Below are 19,063 nucleotides of genomic sequence, written 5' to 3' on the forward strand. Positions count from 1 at the left end.
GCTGTCATTCAAAATATCATGGAATGGAGGAAACTATAGTTAGTAAAGAGGATGTGGCGAGGAAGGTTTCATTTAAAGATGGCATCTCGTTATTTATAGCCGAGGAAGTGTTATCGCTTCTGGAGGATGAAAAATTTATTGAAGATTGGGAGTCGCTTTACTATTCTTGTGAATGGTCAAACGCTTTCTTAAGTCCATCTTTTGCAAAATGTTTTTATGAAGTATTTGAAAAGGAATTTACTCCTTTATTGATTGCTCAAATTGAAAAAGGTAGATTGAAGGCATTACTTCCCTTGAATGTGGAGGCTGAAGCCATTATGAGCCAGAAAACATTTAAGGTAAAAGGCGTTGGTTTTCATTATGCCGAATACCAAGGCTGGTTGGCTGAAAAGGGGCTTGAAGTAAGTTTTATAAAGGATGCCCTCAAGCTGTTGCTAAAAACTTTTCCAACAGCGGAAATCCATCTTAAGTATCTACCTGCGAAAATCCCGGTAGATTGGGTAAAAGAATCTGAATGGTTGTCCAAATGTGCGCTCCAGGAATGGGGCAGGCCACTTATGCGCATGAACGATCCTGAATTGCCCAAGTTTTTCAAAAAGAGAAGCTATAAAACCAAGCTGAATAGGTTGAAGAGAAGCGGGAAGCTTGAATTCAAAGAAGTTACCGGTAGGCAGGAGTTTTTGGATATGTTACCAGGTTTGGCTTTGCAGTTTGATTTTAGGCAAGGAGCCATGTTTAATAAGAAACATTTTCAGGACAACCCCAAAAAGACCGAGTTGATGACCAGGCTTTTTGATGCCGGCTTGCTTCATTCGACCATCCTCACCCTTGATGGGGAGATAATCGCTTCTATCATTGCCGTAACGGGCCAAAACTGGATCCACCTTGGGGGCATCAACACTCATAGCCCAGAGCATGCTGTTCATTCTCCAGGTTTTGTGCATTTCGTCCTTTTGAGTGAATTACTCTCCAAAGACGAAAACATGGTATTTGACCTCACCCCAGGAGGGGATGAATACAAGGAAAGGTTGGCTACCGATCGAGATGTCACATATGGGCTGATCATATCAAACAATAGGAAGACGATCCTGACACGGAAGGCTCGGGTGGAATTTGATGAATATGTGCTCAAGCAGGGCAAAAGGCCAGTTTCGGTGGAGAATGATATTCGAAAGGAGCTACATATTTGGAAACAGCGAGCAAAAAATTTGACTAAGGGAAATTTAGCCAGATTGCTGGATGAGCCCAAGGTGAGTCAAAAAAATACATTAACGGTAAGAAAGGCTGGAGCCACCAATTCGACAGCTGCTAAAGTTTCCAAAAATAATTTGGAAGATTTATTGCTCTATTCGTCGGATGGCAACCATGCAACGAGGTGGGAAGCATTGATTCATTTTATGAAATCAATGGAAAGAGGAGAAGATGTCTATTCAGTGTCCGACGGTTCAGAGCTGTTGGCTTGCATCTGGGTAGCCTCGGGGAAGGCAATAGCAAAGAATGAGGAATTATCACCGATTTATTCTGCAGAGGATAATTTGATGTATCATTTCTATTGCAAGCCCAATTACAGAGAGCAGTTTGGGGATTTCTTCAAAGCAGTTGTAGATCAATTGCACAAGGAAGGCTCTATAAAAGCCCTTTTCAGCAAAAAATATAAGTTTTTAATTAATGACTTGGATTGCCTGACGGCAAACTAAGCGCGGGGAAAAAAGTGTGCGTTATGCAAGATCTGGTGAGTGAATATACTTTTACAGTTGATAAAGTGGAGAATAAAGGGAAAGTTGTTTTATTGACAGGTCAGGCTGCCTTGGATAAATTATTCGAGCCTGATTTTGTGAGCGAATGGACTGCCCTGATAGAGGCGTGCCCTTGGGCAACTGCTTTCCAAAGTCCCCAGTTTGTCAATTCTTGGTATAATGCTTATCAAAATGATGCATTTCCTATTGTTGCCTTACATCTTGAAAAGGAAAAACTGAAAGGCATCATGACTATGGCGATTCTAACTTCCAAGAAGGATGAGCAATTGCTACGAAATAAAACTGTCAAAATCACCGGTGCAGGAGGGTATGATGCGGAATACCAAACCTGGGTATCCGAGAAGGATTTTGGAAACAAATTTGCCCTAAGTGCTATCGAAGAGATAAAAGCGGTATTTCCCAAATCAAATATCATTTTTAGGTTTATTCCCGCAGGTGCCCCAATTGAGTGGTTAGACCAGTCCGAATGGAGCAAAAAGTCTGTATTGCAGCCCCATAAACGACCATTGTTAAAGTTTGAAAATCCAGACTCCAAAAAAGCTTTTAAGATCAATAAACAATACAAAACAAAATTGAATCGGCTCAAAAGAGAAGGTGTCGTTAGTTTTGAGAAAGTAGCGTCTTATGAGCGTTTTGAGGAGGTCTTAGATGATTTGGCTGTCCAGTATGATTTCCGGCAAGGTGTGATGTTCAATAAAAATCAATTTAGGGACTTTCCCGCCCGGAAAAAGTTCATGTTGGAGATGTTTCGAGAAGGGGTACTACATGTTACGTTGCTCAAACTTGATGACCACATCATTGGCTCAATGGGGGCGGTGTATGGCAAAGATTGGCTACACCTTCAGGGATTCAATACCCACTCGCCGTTTTATGCCAAACATTCTCCTGGGATTCTTCACTTTCTGCATTTGGGAAATCATTTGTTTGAAGAAGGCTTTGAGGTTTTTGACCTCACACCCGGGGGCGATAAGTATAAGGAGAAAATGGCCACAAGTCATGATGTGGTATATAGTTTGGTTTTGACCGATAGCCTTGTCTTTAAGTTCAAAAGACAGGTAAAAAAGAAACTCCATGCCTACTGGGAAAGCAAGGGGCTTAGGCCTATGAGTGTGGAAATGAATTTTGAGAAGAAGGCCTATCTGTTTTCACATCGACTTGATTTACTTAAGAAAGAGAAACTGGGATTTTTTCGAAAGAAAGCTTCTCCAGCTATTAAACCTCATCAGGTTGAAATGGCTAAACCTATTAAAGGGATATGTAAAAACGAAATTCAAGATTTGCTTCAATTTGAGGAAGTAGGAACAAATATCTCCAGATGGGAATATTTGGAGGCAGCCATGTCCAATTTAGAAGAAGGACAGGGCTTGTTTACGTGGAGCGAAAACGGCGTGCTTTTGGCATCGGTTTGGATAATAGACTCCAAGGATAAGTATGCTAAAGGCTTCCCTGATGGACTAACCTTGATAGATGAGTACCTTCATCCGAATATAAAGGATCAATATGCATCTTTTCTGAAAGGGTGTGTCAATCGATTGCAGGAAGAAAATCCAGGACGCAGTATTTACCTGTCTACTGCCGATGGTTTTGAAACTTTAGCTTAACCGCACCGAAGATTTTTTTATTTAAGATTTTATGGAAGAATTGATTACCAAAAAGACTATACAGAAACCCCAAACTTTTCAGATTTTAAAAGGAGCTCAAGTCCTTGATAAAATTGAGGAGCAAGAATTTTTAAGCGATTGGGAAGCCTTATATGAGAACTGTAAATGGGCAACAGCATTTCAGCGTCCAGGGTTTGCGACCGAATGGTATAAGGTTTACCATCATCAATATGCACCAGTATTGGTGTATAAATATGATGACAAGGGTTTGGCTGGCATTCTTGCTTTGGCCATAGATGGCAAAAAACTCATAGGCGCAGGAGAATCCATTTCCGAGTATCAAGTTTGGCTGGCCCGAAATTCCGAGTCCAGTTTTATATCCACAGCCCTACTAGGCCTGCAGAAGAAGTTTCCCACTAAAGAACTGCATTTAAAGTATCTACCACCCCATACTCCTGTGGAGCTATTTGCTGAAGGTGCCTTTGCCTCTACATCATTCCTAAAGACCGTGGATCAGCCCGTACAAGCCGTGGATGGGGAGTATGCTGATGAGGAATTGAAAAAGAAAAACAAGAAGGAAAAAATCCGGCGATTGAAAAGGCTTGGCGAACTTTCATTTGAGCGTGTGGATTCGTATGAGGAGTTTGAGAAAATTTTCGATGAGCTAGCAATTCAGAGCGACTTTAGAAAGGGAGCAATGTTTGATGCTGTTTTTTTTCAGGAAGACCCGCTGAGGAAAAAGTTTCTACTGAGTCTTTTCAAACATGATCTATTGCATACTACCGTACTAAAGGTTGATGAAGAAATCATCGCCTCCAATGTGGGGGTAATGGGTAGGGGTTGGGTCCATCTTCAGGGAATCAATACGCATTCACCAACTTTGGCCAAGCATTCGCCTGGCATCCTACATTTTTTAATGCTTGGCCAAAAGCTAAGCGAGGAGGGCTTTCATTCCTTTGACCTCACGCCTGGGGCTGATGGATATAAGCAGTCTTTGGCGACTGGAAATAATGTGGCCTATGAGCTCCGAGTTTTTCCTTCAGTCAAAGGCAAAAAGGCAGCGGATACCAAGGAATCCCTTCACCAGTATTTCAAGGGTAAGCTCATGAAAATGGGGATAGATAATTATGGACTCAGAGATTTCAGGAAAAAGAGGTCAATCTGGAAGCAAAAAGCCAAGCTTGCCTTGAAAAATAAAACCATATTCAACCCATTTAAGAAAGAAGAGGCACTGAGCCTTTATGAATTTATCGGTGACAAATCCAAGTTGGCTAATTCGAAAAAGGTTAATCTAAATAGCCTTAGAGACTTGCTGCTTTATCAAAGCGGTAAATCTTTAGTGACGCGTTGGGAATTTTTGGATGAGGCGATGAGAAGGTTGGAAGTCGGACAAAATTGCCTGACCATTGTGGAAAATGGAAGGCTCCAAGCATGTGTTTGGTTGCGGTTTGATGAGCAGAAGAAAGCGGTGGATTCCTATTTTCCAGGTCTGCCGAAAAAATCCTTATTACTGGAGAAATTCTATTTTGCTATTGCTGAAAATGATGAACGTAATTTTCAAATGCTGCTTAATTCCGCAATTGAATTAAATTCGGATCGGGAAAAGTATTTTGTAGCTCTAATAAAAAAGCGAAGAGTTGACTCTTCGCTTTTCCAAAATATCGATTAGTATTCCATTAACTGGTGATGGTAATTTCCTTCTGAAAGGAAAAGGGGTCCTTGGCCAATAGCAAGGATAGCATTTTGGCGGTGTCCCGAAGGCCGAAATTTTTCAACAAACTAAATTTCAGCGTACCTCTTTTAGTTCCTATATAGATATTAGGGAAATTCATCTGAATCACCCCAGGCTCTATATCTGCATCCACTTGTCCTAAACAACCCGTGACTTTTATTTTTTGGTTATCTAGTTTAAAATAACTTGGTGCGTCAGGTTCATAGTATGCATAGTTAACTACCTTGTGAAAAATGTCCCGGGCTGTTTCCTCTACAAAATCTATCTTTTTATACTTATTATAGCGAGCCGTTTTAGAGGCCTTTGTGTGATCTTGAACGACTGGCTCAAGCTTACCTTCCACATATTGATCTACCGTGCTCATTAAAGAGTCATTGATCACCTTCATGGTTTTCTTTTCCAATGAAACCGGATCATCATCTTTATCCACAGGATAGTCCACCTGCCGAATGATATTGCCCCCATCCATTGCCGCATTAAGAAGAATATAAGAAACGGCGTTAATGGTGTCTTCATTTTTTAAAACCCATAATAGGGGAAGGGATCCTCTATATTTTGGAAGTTTTGAGGGATGAACATTGATTGTTCCTAACTCAGGTAGGGATAGAAAACTCTCCGGCAACATTGACCACCCATTTACTAAAAATAGCTTAATTCCCAAATGGTTTACTCGGGAGGCAATATCTGGGGAGTTTGTATCCAAAATTTTAATTTTCCGGTCAATTAATGTCTCGAGGTACGTTTCAAAACTTTTCACAAGTTCATTGGCCAGAAATCCTAACTGCTTGTATTTGGCAAAATGTCTTTTTGCAGCGTCAATATTGCCACTAGAGATGGCCCTATAGGCTTCGCGGAAGTTCTTTTCAGCTACATTCCGTGTTGGCATCTCGTAAAGCTCTGAAAGCAAAGCGACAGCACTTATTTCCACCTTTTCACTTGAATCTAAAACATGCGGGTAATCCGGCCCCAAATACAGGAGCTTAATTCTATCTTTCATAAAAATTTAATTTAAAAAAATCAAAACCGATAAAAGCTTAAATTTCTGTTAACAAACTATTTTCTTCAATTCGCACTCTTTCAAAATTAAAATTCCAGGACTCTTCAATGGTGGGGTCTGGGATATTGAGGTTTACCTGCAATACATCTCCTTCTTTCAATTCCACAGGTTCAACTCTAAAAATGGAAGGCAACCAGTGAGTAGGTTTTTCGAAGGGCGAATTATCAATTAGGAGTTCTTCATCAAAAATTATTCTAAAGTAAAGGGCAAACCCATCTAATTTACCGTTTTTAACAATTCTTTGATCAAATATCAGTTTTTTTAAGAATGAATCATCCTCAAGCTGCATGATGTCAAATTTGGCCACCGGTGTGGGAATAGCCAAAAAGGATTCAGCATCTCCAGGTTGAATATAGGTGTAGATCTCGGGCTTTGACAAGGGACTGTCCTCACTGTTGAGTAAAGCTTTGGTAGGTGAAAAGTCGATACCGTTAAAGTTATGCTCCCAGAGAAAAGGGGTGTTTCTTGCTTGAACCATGGTTATTGGTTCAAAATACATTTCAAACATGCTAGGCAGCATGATTCCTCCTGGTTTAAGCAGTCTTTTTTTGAGGTCTAATAGGTTTCTAATCATGTCTTCATTGATAAGGAAATCACCTATCTGCTCATGAAGAATCACATCCACTTTCTCAGGAGGTAGAAATTGTCCGCTATGCTGTTGGATGAATTCGATGTTTTGAAGATTGTTAGCTTCAGCTACTTTTTTTGCATAATTGATTACGTTGCCGTGGTCAATGGCATATACTTTTTTTGGATTACACTGAGATGCGAAAAAGGCTAAGATCCCAGTGCCTGTACCAAGATCCACCACTGTGTCACCTTCTCTCACGTATTTGCTAATAGCACGAAAATAGATGTCCATCCGAGTAGTGTCGGCCAACATGCGCTCATGTTGGTCGATCTTTTCAAACGATGATTTGTTGTCAAAAGAATAGATAAGGGATTGAATAAGTGGGCTTTCCTTTTTGAATTTCTTCCAATTTCTGTAGGATTGCCGCAGAATAGTTTTGAAAAAATGTTCCATAGTTAAGAATGGTTTCGTTTTTGCTTATGCTTTCTAAGTTAATGAAAAATCCTGTGATTTTGATGTGGTTAAATATTAAAATTTTTGATTTAATGAATTAATAATTATTTGTTTTAAAATTTTTGAAAAATAATCTATTGAATAAGTAATTTACTGCTATGAAACTTGACGACTCTTTAAGCCCGTCACCTGAAAGGATATCAGATGTTCAGATTTTTTTGGGAAATGAGGTATATGATTTTTTAGAACAAAAAGATTATTCCAGTCAATGGTCCAATCTTTATGAAACCTGTCCCTGGGCTACCGTATTTCAGGGACTGGAATTTTTTAAGATGTTTCATGAAGTTTATAAGCAGCAATATCAGCCCCTGTTGGTAGTTTATTTTGTAGATGATAAGTTAAAAGCTCTTTTACCCCTTTCTTTTGAAACTTCTGATGGGAGAATTACCGGCGCAGGTGTAAATGATGCCCATTATCATGCATGGATTTGTTCCGAGGAAATTGGAAGCTGTTTTTTCAAAAAAGCGGTGGAGGAGCTTCGTGTACAATTTCCCCTTTCCAGCATTCGCATGGAGCAGTTGCCAGTAGGGATACCGCTGGGTTGGCTGGGGGCGGTTGAAAATTTTGATGGAGTGAAGTTTACCACCTCGGTACGGCCGCTAGTAAACTTGAAAAATCCCTCCATAGATAAACTGGCAAGGAAAAAAGATTTTAAGAGCAACAATAATCGGCTGAAAAAATGTGGGGATTTCGAGGTGGAATTTATTAAGGACCAGGATAAATTTGACCAAGCTTTGGAAACCCTAGTACATCAATCTGATTTTAGAAAAGGGGCTTTTTACGGATTGTTTCCATTTCATAAAAATCCTTACCGATCTATTCTTTATAAAGAGATGTTTCGGAAGAAAATGATGTTTGGGTTAGTACTTAAGCTTGACGGGGAAATATTGGCGGGTATTACGGGTACTATCGGTAAGGATGGCTGGTGCCATGGCTCGGGACTTAATTGCCACTCCCCGCTATTTGATTACTATTCTCCAGGTTTTTTGTCTTTTATACATTTGATCCAACATTTGGAAAATGAGGGATATGAAACGCTAGACCTTTCCACCGGCATGCTGGATTACAAAAAACGGATAGCCAACCATTATGATGAGGTGTACGAATTGTTTATTCCCGCTGTAGATCAAGCGATTATTTCAAAGAAAAAAACAGGGTTGAAGGACAAGTTAAAGGAAAGGATTTGGGCTTTTTTGGAAAAAAAGCCCCATCTGGATTTTGAAAGAGAGGAGTTGCGCGCCAAATTTAAGCTTTACCATAAGCAGCGTGATTATTTCAACCTGATTCATTTTTATCAAACCGGTAAGCCTTATTTGAAAATTGAAAAGTATGTTTCTTGCAGTGAAGCGGAGAAATTGCTGGGGGAGAGTTACAGTAAAAATAGCTTAAAGGAACTGTTAATGTATAGGCCCAAGCATGAGAGCTTGACCAAGCGGGAATTTTTGCTGGATGCATTTAGCCGGTTTAAAAGTGGGGAAGTCTGCTACAGCCAAAGCAAGAACGGAAAATTATTGGGGTGCCTATGGTGCAAAATTGCAGATGAAAAAACAGTGGAAATCACTTCCTGCTGCCCGAGTTTTATTAAAGGTGTCAGGAAGACCTTGCAAATTGGGGCCCATGCTAATCCTGAAAAGGTTAAGGTCATTATGCCAAAAAGTGTTGAAAAATATTTAAGTTAAACATAAAATTTCCATTATAAAAAAAGAGGTCTATTTAGACCTCTTTTTCATTTTATTCGTAGTGGAATGCCAAATTCCGGCTATTCTGCACATATTTTCTTCAAAAGTGGCACCCTCTAAAAACCCGAATCGTGGGATTTCCATTTTCTTATACATATTTTGCTTATTAAGATAAGCTGGGTTATTCGCAAAGGCCATTTTAAAGCCTAGTGTTTCCAACATGTAAACTTCCCGAACACCGTAATTACCGTTTGGATAGGCAAAATATTTAACCTCTCTTCCAATCCAGTTTTCCAGCTTTTCTTTGGATAACCGAAGTTCCTCAAAAGCCTTTTCGTCATCGCAATTTGTGAGGATGGGGTGGGTGTGGGTATGAGCACCAATAGTGACATATTTTGAAAGGGAAGTATTTCTCAACTGATCCAGCGTCATGGCTTCCCTTTCCAAAGTGACTGAGCCCTTGATTTTCTCCAAGGTTGCCATCCGCTCATTGTTTGAGACTTTTTTAAGCTGTTGAACCGATGGGTATCCTTTTCTGTCAGCTTTCAAAAAATAGGACCACCAATAGGTGCCCTCTTCTATGGCTTCTGTTGAAAAGAATATGGTTACAGGAACCTGGTATCGGTTCGCTATTTCCACAATGTTTTCCTCGTTGGATTGCCATCCATCGTCTACGGTCAACAATACGGCTCCTTTTGGCAATTCAAGGTTATTGTCGATGATTTCTTCTAATTGTTCTGGCGAGATGAAAGTCATGCCCTCACTTTTTAGCCACACAATTGTTTTTTCAAACTCCACTTTTGAAGGATTGTGAAAATATACCGACAAAATGAAATTACCTTCCTTGGCTTTCTTAAGAGCTCTTTTTACGAACCCAAGCTTGATAAGGAGTTTTGCCAAAGGAAATGCTACTACATTTCTTAAATTTTTCTTCATAATTAACTCTACAAAAAATTTTGCCCTTCATATTCATTCTAGGCAACAAATTACTTAAAGGTTAAAGTCTGGCAAAGGTTAGAATATTTTTGCCAACTTGATTAAACTGATCTATTTCAGTTTTTCGATTATTGAACATTTGTAACAGCAAAATGTTAGGATCAAAACTTCATTCCAAGTGCATTCTGCATATAAGGTAAAAATCAAGCCGGTCTTTTAAGAATTAGACTTAGGCTTTAGGGATGTAGTTGTAAATATAATATTTTTTAATTTAATAATTAAATAATTTTGTTCCAGCCGGCAGTTGCTTGTGTTTTCCAGTAGCCAGGAGCAGGTCTTCCACGCTTGATTTCTCACTTCCCAGTTTAATATTGTCAAAGTAAATCACCCTTTCAGTGGTGCTCGTTTTGCGTTTAGCCCATGAAGCTTTGTAAATACCCACCTTCCATCTTGGCAGATCGGTATCGTACATGTTTCCCCCTTTATGCTCCAAAACCTTTTCCCCGTTTTGCCACACCTCGACCAGACCGTCTTTGCCATGATCATGGATGATATGGAAAATGAAATGGTGCCACTTGTCCTTCTCGACTTTCCCTAAATAATAATCCTTTCTGGTGGCTTTCTTATTTCCGGTCCGAAACATAAAATTGTCCTGATGAACTCTAAATGTGGTAGCCGGGCTTCCTCCGGTTGCCTGATGCCATTGGGAAATGATATCGTTATCGTGGTCCCATTTAAAATGTTCGGAAGGAATGTATACTGAATAAGAGTACCATCTATCATGGTGGTCTTGCGGTGGAAAAAGTACCTCGCTTCGCTTACCATTACTTTGGATGGGGTCTTGTTCTCTAAGTTCAAATCTCCCAACCTTGTTCCGGCCGCCTGCCGGATCATCTACCACGGTGAAGGCATGATCTATGCCAAATTGCTGATGAACCTGTCCAAAAGGGTCTCTGCCGTTGAAATCCTCTTCAATGAGTACTTTGGGTGGGTTTAGGGTTTGCTTAATGGCAGTGGAAAATGCACTAACTGCGCTTTGGTCGTAGCCTGTGACAATCAAGGCTAATGCGGTAAGACAAAAAAAGGTTGCTGATTTCAATAACAACTGCATGACTGAAAATATTGGTTTGTAATCTCTTTATATATACTACAAATCCAGCGCCATATAGTTATGTGCAAGCGGCGAATCAATTGGGTATAAACAAAAAAAGGTGGCCATTTGGCCACCTTTTTCTTTGGGATTGAGATTATCTCCACCATCTTCTTCTAGAAGGTCTGCTAGTTGTCTCATTTGAGCTAGTAGAAGTGCTTCCTGAGCTTACTGTAGAGTTGCTGTTGCTAGAGGTGTTGTTTGAAGCTGCATTGCCTACAGCAGTCAAAGTGCCTACGAGCATTTCTGTAAGGTCGGCTCTTTGGTTACCAACTTTGATGTTATCAAACATTAGGACTCTTACATCTGTGTCCGTGTTTCTGTTGGCCCACGAAGCCTTGTAGATACCTACTTTCCATCTTGGCATTTCCAAAGGATACATGTTACCACCTTTTTGAGAAAGGATCTTTTTGCCATTGTGCCATACTTCTACAAGACCGTCACTGTTTGGAGAGTGCACGATGTGGAATACAAAGTCATGCCATACATCCTTTGTGGCTACTCCAAGGTCAAAATCTTTCCTGCTTTCCTTCGTGTTACCGGATTTTACAAGGAATCTGTCATTCTGAACCCTTACAGTAGTTGCTGGGCTTCCGCCTCCGGCTTGGTGCCACTGCGTGATGATGTCATTGTCTCTGTCCGTTCTGAATCCACTGGAAGGAAGGAAAACTGAATAAGAATACCATCTGTCTTTGTTGTCTTGAGCAGGGAAGAGCACTTCTGATCTTTTACCGTTGCTGGTGATTGGATCATTTTTTCTCAATTCGAATCTACCTGCTTTGTTACTTCTGTCTCTTGGATCTTCTACTACATTGAAAGCGTGGTTGGTGCCAAACTGCTTGTGAACCTGACCAAATGGGTTGCTTCCAAGGAAATCTTCTTGAAGAAGAACATTGGCTGAAGTAGATCTCAGAGCAGTCATCTCTTCAGAGAACTCTCCGTGTCCTGTTGTGTCACATGATACTGTCGCTAGTCCTAGGATTGAAAGGCCGACAAATAAGGTAAATTTGCTTCTTAAACTTTGCATTTTGTTTTCAATAAATTAATTGCTGGGAATTTTTAATTTTTGCTGGGGTTGGTTTTACTCTGTGTGAATAAGGGCTTATGTTTTTTATCTTTTCACGCATTTCAAAAGGATGGAAGTGTTATCTCATAGTGGGACTTCCTCGGCTCGTGTCTTTCATCTCTATGTCTGTTATGGTGAATATTTTGGTTTGTGATATTGTATTAACAGTCTGCCTAAGCCAATTATTATACCCTGAAAATTAACTTCTTTTAATAACTTTGATTGATTTATAATAAAAAATAGCTAATAAATTATATTATTCCGTTTTATTTCAACAAATAATGATTAAAATATTACTTGTATCCCAATTCGATTTGGGACTATTACTTTATGGGGGTTAGGTATGTCAGCAGGTTGTATGTAATAGTCCCTCTGATAAAAATTAATAATTCATAACAATAGAGATAAATTATAAATAATTAAAGATTGATTTGTGTTTTGATATTTTGGTAATTTTTGCATTATTATGGTCTTTAAGTAAAAGGTTCTTTGTAGTATATAAACAGTTTAAATTTGAGTATTAAGGATATAAAATCGTAAATAAATGGTTGGATAATTATTTTATTGTAATGAGCACTAATGGGTTGAAGTGAGCTTTGGGGTTTAAATATCCCCACATTGTAGAATAGGATTTACCAATACAGGTTACTTTTGACTTGTTAAAAGTGTCATATAGTTATTGATAATCTTGTTAAAATTATATTATTTGGGGTATAGGATGAAATAAGTATGTGTGATGTGGATATATCGTAACTGTAGTTGGCGTAGCTAGTATTGGGGTGTTTAAGTAATGGTGTGTGAGGTTCAAATTATGAGGCTAAAAAGTTGGATTTGATAAATAGATAAATACCAGTGGCTTATCCTGATTGGGGAAATGTGTGGGGTGAATATGGCGTTGGTTGAAAAGCGGGCCAAGACAAAATAATCGACTTTAAACGTATGGCTTTGCTAAGACCTAGCTCTTCAAATTCAAAAGTAAACGGTCCGAAGCTGCGAGAGGTCAATTAAAAAAAAAAAGGCAACCCCGTGGATGGGGTTGCCTTATGAGGAATTGGGATTGATCAAATTTTATCTGCCTCCGTTGCCACGCTGCTCTTCACGCTGGTGGGAATTGTAAGGTACGGTTGGTGTTTCTGACCCGCCTGTACTTGGGTTGGTATTTGGCGATTCCGGATTGGATGGAGGTGGAGGAGTTGGTCTTACTGGCTGGGCCGCGGCTCTTGCTTCTGCTTCTGCCTGGGCTTTGGCCTCTGCTTCGGCTGCCGCTCGTGCTTCAGCCTCAGCTGCCGCTCTTGCCTCAGCCTCAGCTGCTGCTCTGGCTTCTGCCTCGGCTGCTGCCCTGGCTTCTGCCTCAGCAGTAGCTCTTGCCTCAGCTTCTGCTGCTGCCCTGGCTTCCTCTTCGGCAGCCTTTCTTTCAGCTTCTTCTCTTTCTCTAGCTTCTTGCTCTTCTCTTTCTTTGGCTTCCTCGGCTGCTCTTCTTTCTTCTTCAGCTTTTCTTTCGGCTTCCTCACGTGCCTCTTGCTCAGCTCTTGCCTCAGCTTCGGCTCTTGCCGCTGCAGTAGCTCTTGGCGCCATGGCTTCTAGGTCTGCATTTCTGTCACCTACTTTTAGGTTGTCAAAGTAAAGCGTTCTCAATCTCGTATCAGTGCTTCTGCTGGCCCATGACGCTTTGTAGATACCTACTTTCCATCTGGGAAGATCCAAGTCGTGCATGTTTCCGCCTTTTCTTTCCATTACCTTCTCGCCGTTGTGCCAAACTTCCAAAATACCGTCGCTACCATGCGAGTGTACGAAATGGAATACGAACTCGTGCCATTTATCTTTTTCTACGTCGCCAAATACATAATCTTCTCTTTTGTCTTTGGTTTCACCGGATTTCACTAGCCATTTGCCGTTGTGGATTCTAAGTGTGGTAGCTGGACTCCCACCGCCTGTTTGGTGCCACTGGGCGATGATGTCATTGTCACTGTCTTCTTCAAATTCATCTGAAGGGACGTATATAGAATAAGAGTACCATCTTTCTTTATCTTCCTGTGGCGGGAAAAGAACCTCAGAGCGGATGCCGTTTGAGGTGATAGGGTCTCCGTAGCGAAGTTCGAATCTTCCGACCTTGTTGCTTCTGTCTCTTGGATCCTCTACTACATTAAAAGCGTGTCCGGTTCCAAACTGCTGGTGAACCTGACTCAATGGGTTGCTGCCGTTGAAATCTTCTGACATCAAGATGCTGGAGGAGGTGGATCTCAATGCGCTTGTTTCTTCTGGGTGTTCGTCATAACCGACGGTGTCGCAAGAAACTGCTGCAAGGCCTAAAGAGAAAAGGCCTAGAAGGTAGGTTGCTTTTGTTAATCTTCTCATGGGATACTTCTAAATACTATTAAGTGTTTGCTGGGATGAAAGGCGAGGGCAAAAATCTAAAAGGGCTTATGTTAAAGGGATAGAGTCTTTACCCTCACCGTTCTTGTGCCTTCTCTAATAGCCAATACCATTCCTTAATAATTGACTTCTTTTAAGGTTTAGAATTAAAAAACAATACTATGTATATTTTAAATTGTATAAAACCTATAAATTAAGATTTTTAGTTTTGTGCTATTTTACCAGAACTGGTAAGGGGGGGAATGAGTCTTAAATGCATTTGTTGACCAAAAAGAGTTGGTTAATAGTCAAATAAAAAGTTTTTGCACTATTGATAGTCAAAAATTGAATTTTACCAATTAGGTACATTTTTCCTATTTACAGGTAATTCTTTGCGAATGGCATGGGTAAATTTCTAAGGCCTGCCAATTGAATTTAATATTTAAAAATTATATATGAACTACTTGAAAATGTAAATGTAAATATATTAAAATATGTAAGTATCTTAATATCAATTTAATGTCGCGCTATTTGGTGTAAGATTGTTCTACAATCTGTAGAGGTCATTGTACTTATAAAAAAGATCTATTGTTGGTATTATTTAAAATGTATTAATTGTCGGTATAATTCTTTTCAAAATAAGAATAATTATATAAAGGTATAGAATGTTATGTTTATGAAAATTTAAAAGTTGGATGGATGACAAAATCGATTTAAGGTGCTCGGGATATAAGTTCCAATTATGCTCACATTTTCCATTAAAAAGTGTGGAATCCGGTGCTAAATGTGAGACCTCTATAATTTGGCTTGATTAGGCGATATGCCTGATAATCAGAATTTACGCTTGATTTGGTTGTGATTTACTTCGTTGTACACGTGTTAAGGGGGTAGAAGCTGTATTCAGCCTGCTTTGTGGTGAACATTGGCTGTTAAAAACACTTGACTCAGGAGGGGGCTTTAAATTTTGGCAAAAAAAAAGTAGCCCATAGGGCTACTTTTTGGTCAAGGAATAAGAAGCAATTAAATTATCTTCTCCATCCCCATCCCCAGCTTCTTCTGGAAGGTCTTCTGTTATTTCTCCAGCCTCTTCTTTCATCATCAGTGTTGTCTTCACTTACTTCTGAGGAAGATGATGAAGAACTGCTGCTGCTGGAGGAGCTGCTTGAGCTTGAGTTATTAGAACCTGAATCATTAGAGCTGCTTGAAGAGGAACTGCTTGAAGAAGAGCTGCTGCCTTCTGAGCTTGATCCGCCGCCTGTTGAGCTAGAAGATCCTGAACTGGCGCTAGATGAATTTCGGGCTACCATCATTTCTTCCAAGTTAGCTCTTTGGCTTCCGATTCTTACGTTGTCAAACATAAGGGCTCTCATTCGGGTGTCCGTATTTCTGCTCATCCATGAAGCTTTGTAGATACCGATTTTCCATCTAGGAAGCTCCATGTCGTACATGTTTCCGCCTCTTTCTTCAAGTACCTTCTCCCCGTTGTGCCATACTTCAAGCACGCCGTCGCTACCTGGAGAGTGAACGATATGGAACACGAAATCATGCCATGTGTCCTTAGTAGCTGGTCCAAGGTCGAAATCCTTTCTATCTTCTTTTCTGTTACCAGACTTCACAAGGAATCTGTCATTGTGAACTCTTACAGTAGTAGAAGGGCTTCCGCCTCCGGCTTGGTGCCACTGAGTGATGATGTCATTATCGCTATCTCTCTCAAATGTGTTGGCAGGTAGGTATAGAGAATAAGAGTACCATCTGTCTCTGTTGTCCTGGGCAGGGAAAAGAACTTCAGATCTCTTGCCGTTACTTTGGATAGGATCGTCTTGTCTCAACTCGAAGCGGCCAACTCGGTTGCTTCTGTCCTGAGGATCTTCCACTGTATTGAAAGAGTGGCTAACCGGCAACTGCTGGTGTACTTGGCTGAATGGGTTATTTCCCATGAAGTCCTCATTGATTAGGACATTGGCGGAGACGGATCTCAACGCGCTCATTTCTTCTGTGAACTCATCGTGACCTGTGGTGTCACATGAGATAGTGGCTAGACCTAGCGTGGATAGGCCTACTATGTAAGCCACTTTTGTTAAAATTTGCATTCGATTACTGGTTATTATTTTAATTCTTTGGGATTGGTTTATGATTTTGCGCCGCTTGGAGGATGTCTTCAATACTTTAAGGGCTAATATTATTTTGTAATCCCTCCCGCGCTGCAAGGCTAGTTGTTGATTCCTCTGGGATCTCCTTTATTCGTTGTCATTTTGCTGGGGTTTGAGTTCGAATTAATTTTAGGAGCCGGCTTTTTCTGCCGCACTTGCTATATAAACCTTGAAAACAGGGATATTATTGTAGGCTAGAAAATTTACTTATTCCATGATTATCAAATTTTTAATTGACTTTTTTGAAGTTAAAATTAACTTTTACAAATAAAAAAGTGGTTTTTGAAAAAGCGAAAATAAGTTCAAAAAACTTGTGATTATTTAAAGATAGAGTTGGGATATAGCCCCATTTTGAATTGAAAAATGTACTTGGTCTGTCCATTTCAGTTATTCGATGCTATTATGGACGGGATGAGTCTAAAATAGTCTTTTTCCAATATGAATGATTTATACCTTAAGACTGGTAAATTTTGTGTGGTTAAATAGTTGGTGCTGAGGTCAATTATAGATATTGTTTTCCAGCATCTTATTTATCTGTAAAGGAAAATTATGTAAATGAAGTGATCAAAAACGTAAATATAAAAAATAAATTTTTTTGAAGAATTTTCGGAGTTTAAAGACTCTTGGTGTTGAATATTTCAGGGGGTTTGGTAAAATAAGATTTCTTTTTGTGTGGTTAATTTTATAAGTAAAAATAAAAAAGTGCAATATGGTGGGGGTTAATGTCTGAAAATTATAAAAATTGACATAAAGATTTCAAGATGGAGGAGTGCGAGAGGTGGCGGATTACTAGCATAAAAAAAAGCCCGGCAATATTGCCGGGCTTTTAATGTCATTTGAAAAAATATTGGTTTAAAGGTTAAAAAGCAGATGAATGGGTTTTCTTTCCGAAGATTGTCATATAGATGATTTTAATGTCTAAGATGAAACTCCAGTTTTCGATATACCACAAATCGTGAGAGGTTCTCTGCTGCTTCTGCTCTAGCGTGTTTGTTGGTCCTCTCCAGCCGTTCACTTGTGCCCAGCCGGTGATTCCTGGCTTGAAGTAATGTCTTAACATATACTGCTCTGTAGATTCCTGGAACTGCTGGTTAAGTTGGCTTCTATGTGGTCTTGGCCCTACTACACTCATGTCTCCGAAGAAAACATTCAAAAACTGCGGTAACTCATCTATGCTGTATTTTCTTAAGTACTTGCCAACTCGGGTAATTCTTGGATCATTTTCTTGGGTAGACTTATTCCCAGTAGCATCACATTCTTTCATTGTTCTAAACTTGAATACTCTGAAAGGCTTGCCGTTCTTTCCTATTCTAAGTGGGCAATAAAGAATCGGTCCAGGTGAATCAAGTTTGATCAATGCTGCCACTATTAATAGAAGTGGAGAAAGGAAGATCAGCGCCATGGTGGAAAAGAACAAGTCGAAGAATTCTTTGGCCACGTAGGAAGAGGTTTCATCCAATGGCATTTGACGCGTGTTGATGGAGTCCATCTCTCCGTATTTTACAGACTTATAGTTTTTGCCGAATAGCTCCGAGTAGTCAGGGATGTAGCGTACTCGCTTGCCATGGTAGTCAGCTGCCTGCATGATCTTTTTGATCTTTTTGGAAGGTTTTACCGGTATAGCGATCACGATTTCATCCACCTCATTGTCGCATAGGATGTCATTAAGGTTGTCTACATCACCCACGATTTTATCCTGCTCGATGAAGGTTTCTTCTTTTTTGCACTTGATGAAACCTTTAACAGCGTATTTGCTAGGGTTAGACTTATAGTAGTTGTATACATTTGCAGCGGCATTTCCAACTCCGGCCACCAGGGTATGCTTGACGTTTCTGTTTTGGTTGATTCTGTTCACGATATTGTTGATAAAGAAGTTCGAAGTAAATCCTAGTACTGGGAAGCCCAGTGAAAAGGCTAAAATGATGTTTCTTTCAAATGAAGGGAAAGAAAGGATGTGATATAAAAATGCGACTACCGCAATTAGGATGAAATAAGCTTTCAAGTACCGGAAAGGCCGGGACTCCATTGTTTTGGTGACTTTGAGATTATAGAGCTTTCTCCAGTAGCCGATAATAAACCAGATGCCCAGAACCCCCGCTAATATCATCCACTCATTCATAATAACTAATTCTTCTTGGAAGATGGCTACGGAGAGGGCAAAAGCCGCCATAAGCGTGATGATATCCCAAATAAAGAAGAACGTTGCTAAAATTTTTTCCGATCTAGACATAATGTGTTAGGAATAAAAACTATTCAAAAATCAATTCAGTATTGTAAGTTGCTTTCCACAGTCAACGGACTGGCCTATTTTTACTTTGAGTTAATCGTATGGGTCAGGCAAATGGGTGATAAGCTAAAATGGGGCCTGACTTTTAAAACTTTCAGTTGCTAAGTAAAACCAATCATAATCCTATATTTTAAATATACAAATTTTTTGTCAAATATTTATAAATGCTTGCCGTTATTGGCTAATATTTATTTAAATAATTTCATTATGTC

12 protein-coding genes are annotated in these 19,063 nt (G+C 39.7%); 4 read left to right on the plus strand and 8 right to left on the minus strand.

The window, feature by feature from the left end:
• The first annotated feature begins 23 nt into the window (after positions 1-23).
• Genes KIH41_RS01460 through KIH41_RS01470 form a run of 3 tightly spaced genes read left to right on the plus strand, consistent with a single transcriptional unit; the run spans position 24 to position 5,027 of the window.
• Positions 24-1,697 carry a GNAT family N-acetyltransferase gene (locus KIH41_RS01460; protein WP_214161257.1) on the plus strand — a complete coding sequence of 558 codons (1,674 nt, stop codon included), beginning with the start codon at positions 24-26 and terminating at the stop codon, positions 1,695-1,697.
• Between the two features lie 23 nt (positions 1,698-1,720).
• Positions 1,721-3,358, plus strand: a complete 1,638-nt coding sequence (locus KIH41_RS01465) for a GNAT family N-acetyltransferase (protein WP_213945118.1) — start codon at positions 1,721-1,723, stop codon at positions 3,356-3,358.
• 31 nt (positions 3,359-3,389) lie between these two features.
• Entirely contained in the window at positions 3,390-5,027 is a 1,638-nt protein-coding gene (locus KIH41_RS01470; RefSeq protein WP_214161258.1) for a GNAT family N-acetyltransferase, read from the plus strand.
• A gap of 7 nt (positions 5,028-5,034) precedes the next feature.
• Here KIH41_RS01470 and KIH41_RS01475 read toward each other — a convergent pair whose 3' ends face one another.
• Positions 5,035-6,087, minus strand: coding sequence for a formyltransferase family protein (locus KIH41_RS01475; RefSeq protein ID WP_214161259.1), 1,053 nt, complete (start codon positions 6,085-6,087; stop codon positions 5,035-5,037).
• A 37-nt stretch (positions 6,088-6,124) separates the two neighbouring features.
• Complete coding sequence (locus tag KIH41_RS01480; protein ID WP_214161260.1) at positions 6,125-7,171, minus strand: 50S ribosomal protein L11 methyltransferase; 1,047 nt, start codon at positions 7,169-7,171, stop codon at positions 6,125-6,127.
• Between the two features lie 158 nt (positions 7,172-7,329).
• Between KIH41_RS01480 and KIH41_RS01485 the strand changes: the two genes are divergently transcribed.
• Entirely contained in the window at positions 7,330-8,910 is a 1,581-nt protein-coding gene (locus KIH41_RS01485; RefSeq protein WP_214161261.1) for a GNAT family N-acetyltransferase, read from the plus strand.
• 30 nt (positions 8,911-8,940) lie between these two features.
• On the opposite strand, the gene KIH41_RS01490 is transcribed toward KIH41_RS01485, so the two are convergent.
• The 6 genes from KIH41_RS01490 to KIH41_RS01515 all read right to left on the minus strand — a co-directional run bounded on the left by KIH41_RS01490 (position 8,941) and on the right by KIH41_RS01515 (position 18,794).
• Entirely contained in the window at positions 8,941-9,846 is a 906-nt protein-coding gene (locus KIH41_RS01490) for a polysaccharide deacetylase family protein (protein ID WP_214161262.1), read from the minus strand.
• A gap of 271 nt (positions 9,847-10,117) precedes the next feature.
• Entirely contained in the window at positions 10,118-10,957 is an 840-nt protein-coding gene (locus tag KIH41_RS01495) for a polysaccharide lyase (RefSeq protein WP_214161263.1), read from the minus strand.
• A 136-nt stretch (positions 10,958-11,093) separates the two neighbouring features.
• On the minus strand, positions 11,094-12,023 hold the full coding sequence (locus KIH41_RS01500; RefSeq protein WP_213945111.1) for a polysaccharide lyase: 930 nt from the start codon (positions 12,021-12,023) through the stop codon (positions 11,094-11,096).
• 1,107 nt (positions 12,024-13,130) lie between these two features.
• The gene (locus tag KIH41_RS01505; RefSeq protein ID WP_214161264.1) at positions 13,131-14,417 is read right to left on the minus strand and encodes a polysaccharide lyase; all 1,287 of its coding nucleotides are present in this window, start codon (positions 14,415-14,417) and stop codon (positions 13,131-13,133) included.
• 1,022 nt (positions 14,418-15,439) lie between these two features.
• Positions 15,440-16,504: a polysaccharide lyase gene (locus tag KIH41_RS01510; protein WP_214161265.1), complete on the minus strand. Its 1,065-nt coding sequence runs from the start codon at positions 16,502-16,504 to the stop codon at positions 15,440-15,442.
• Between the two features lie 919 nt (positions 16,505-17,423).
• Positions 17,424-18,794, minus strand: coding sequence for an undecaprenyl-phosphate glucose phosphotransferase (locus KIH41_RS01515; RefSeq protein WP_213945108.1), 1,371 nt, complete (start codon positions 18,792-18,794; stop codon positions 17,424-17,426).
• Between the last annotated feature and the right edge of the window lie 269 nt (positions 18,795-19,063).

Source organism: Litoribacter ruber (genome assembly GCF_018500185.1).
Taxonomy (GTDB): domain Bacteria; phylum Bacteroidota; class Bacteroidia; order Cytophagales; family Cyclobacteriaceae; genus Litoribacter; species Litoribacter ruber.

Excerpts from the sequence above, each read along its gene's own strand:
- KIH41_RS01495 (WP_214161263.1), bottom strand. The coding sequence starts at position 10,957 with ATGCAGTTGTTATTGAAATCAGCAACCTTTTTTTGTCTTACCGCATTA.
- KIH41_RS01500 (WP_213945111.1), bottom strand. The coding sequence starts at position 12,023 with ATGCAAAGTTTAAGAAGCAAATTTACCTTATTTGTCGGCCTTTCAATC.
- KIH41_RS01475 (WP_214161259.1), bottom strand. The coding sequence starts at position 6,087 with ATGAAAGATAGAATTAAGCTCCTGTATTTGGGGCCGGATTACCCGCAT.
- KIH41_RS01510 (WP_214161265.1), bottom strand. The coding sequence starts at position 16,504 with ATGCAAATTTTAACAAAAGTGGCTTACATAGTAGGCCTATCCACGCTA.
- KIH41_RS01490 (WP_214161262.1), bottom strand. The coding sequence starts at position 9,846 with ATGAAGAAAAATTTAAGAAATGTAGTAGCATTTCCTTTGGCAAAACTC.
- KIH41_RS01460 (WP_214161257.1), top strand. The coding sequence starts at position 24 with ATGGAGGAAACTATAGTTAGTAAAGAGGATGTGGCGAGGAAGGTTTCA.
- KIH41_RS01485 (WP_214161261.1), top strand. The coding sequence starts at position 7,330 with ATGAAACTTGACGACTCTTTAAGCCCGTCACCTGAAAGGATATCAGAT.
- KIH41_RS01505 (WP_214161264.1), bottom strand. The coding sequence starts at position 14,417 with ATGAGAAGATTAACAAAAGCAACCTACCTTCTAGGCCTTTTCTCTTTA.
- KIH41_RS01480 (WP_214161260.1), bottom strand. The coding sequence starts at position 7,171 with ATGGAACATTTTTTCAAAACTATTCTGCGGCAATCCTACAGAAATTGG.
- KIH41_RS01515 (WP_213945108.1), bottom strand. The coding sequence starts at position 18,794 with ATGTCTAGATCGGAAAAAATTTTAGCAACGTTCTTCTTTATTTGGGAT.
- KIH41_RS01470 (WP_214161258.1), top strand. The coding sequence starts at position 3,390 with ATGGAAGAATTGATTACCAAAAAGACTATACAGAAACCCCAAACTTTT.
- KIH41_RS01465 (WP_213945118.1), top strand. The coding sequence starts at position 1,721 with ATGCAAGATCTGGTGAGTGAATATACTTTTACAGTTGATAAAGTGGAG.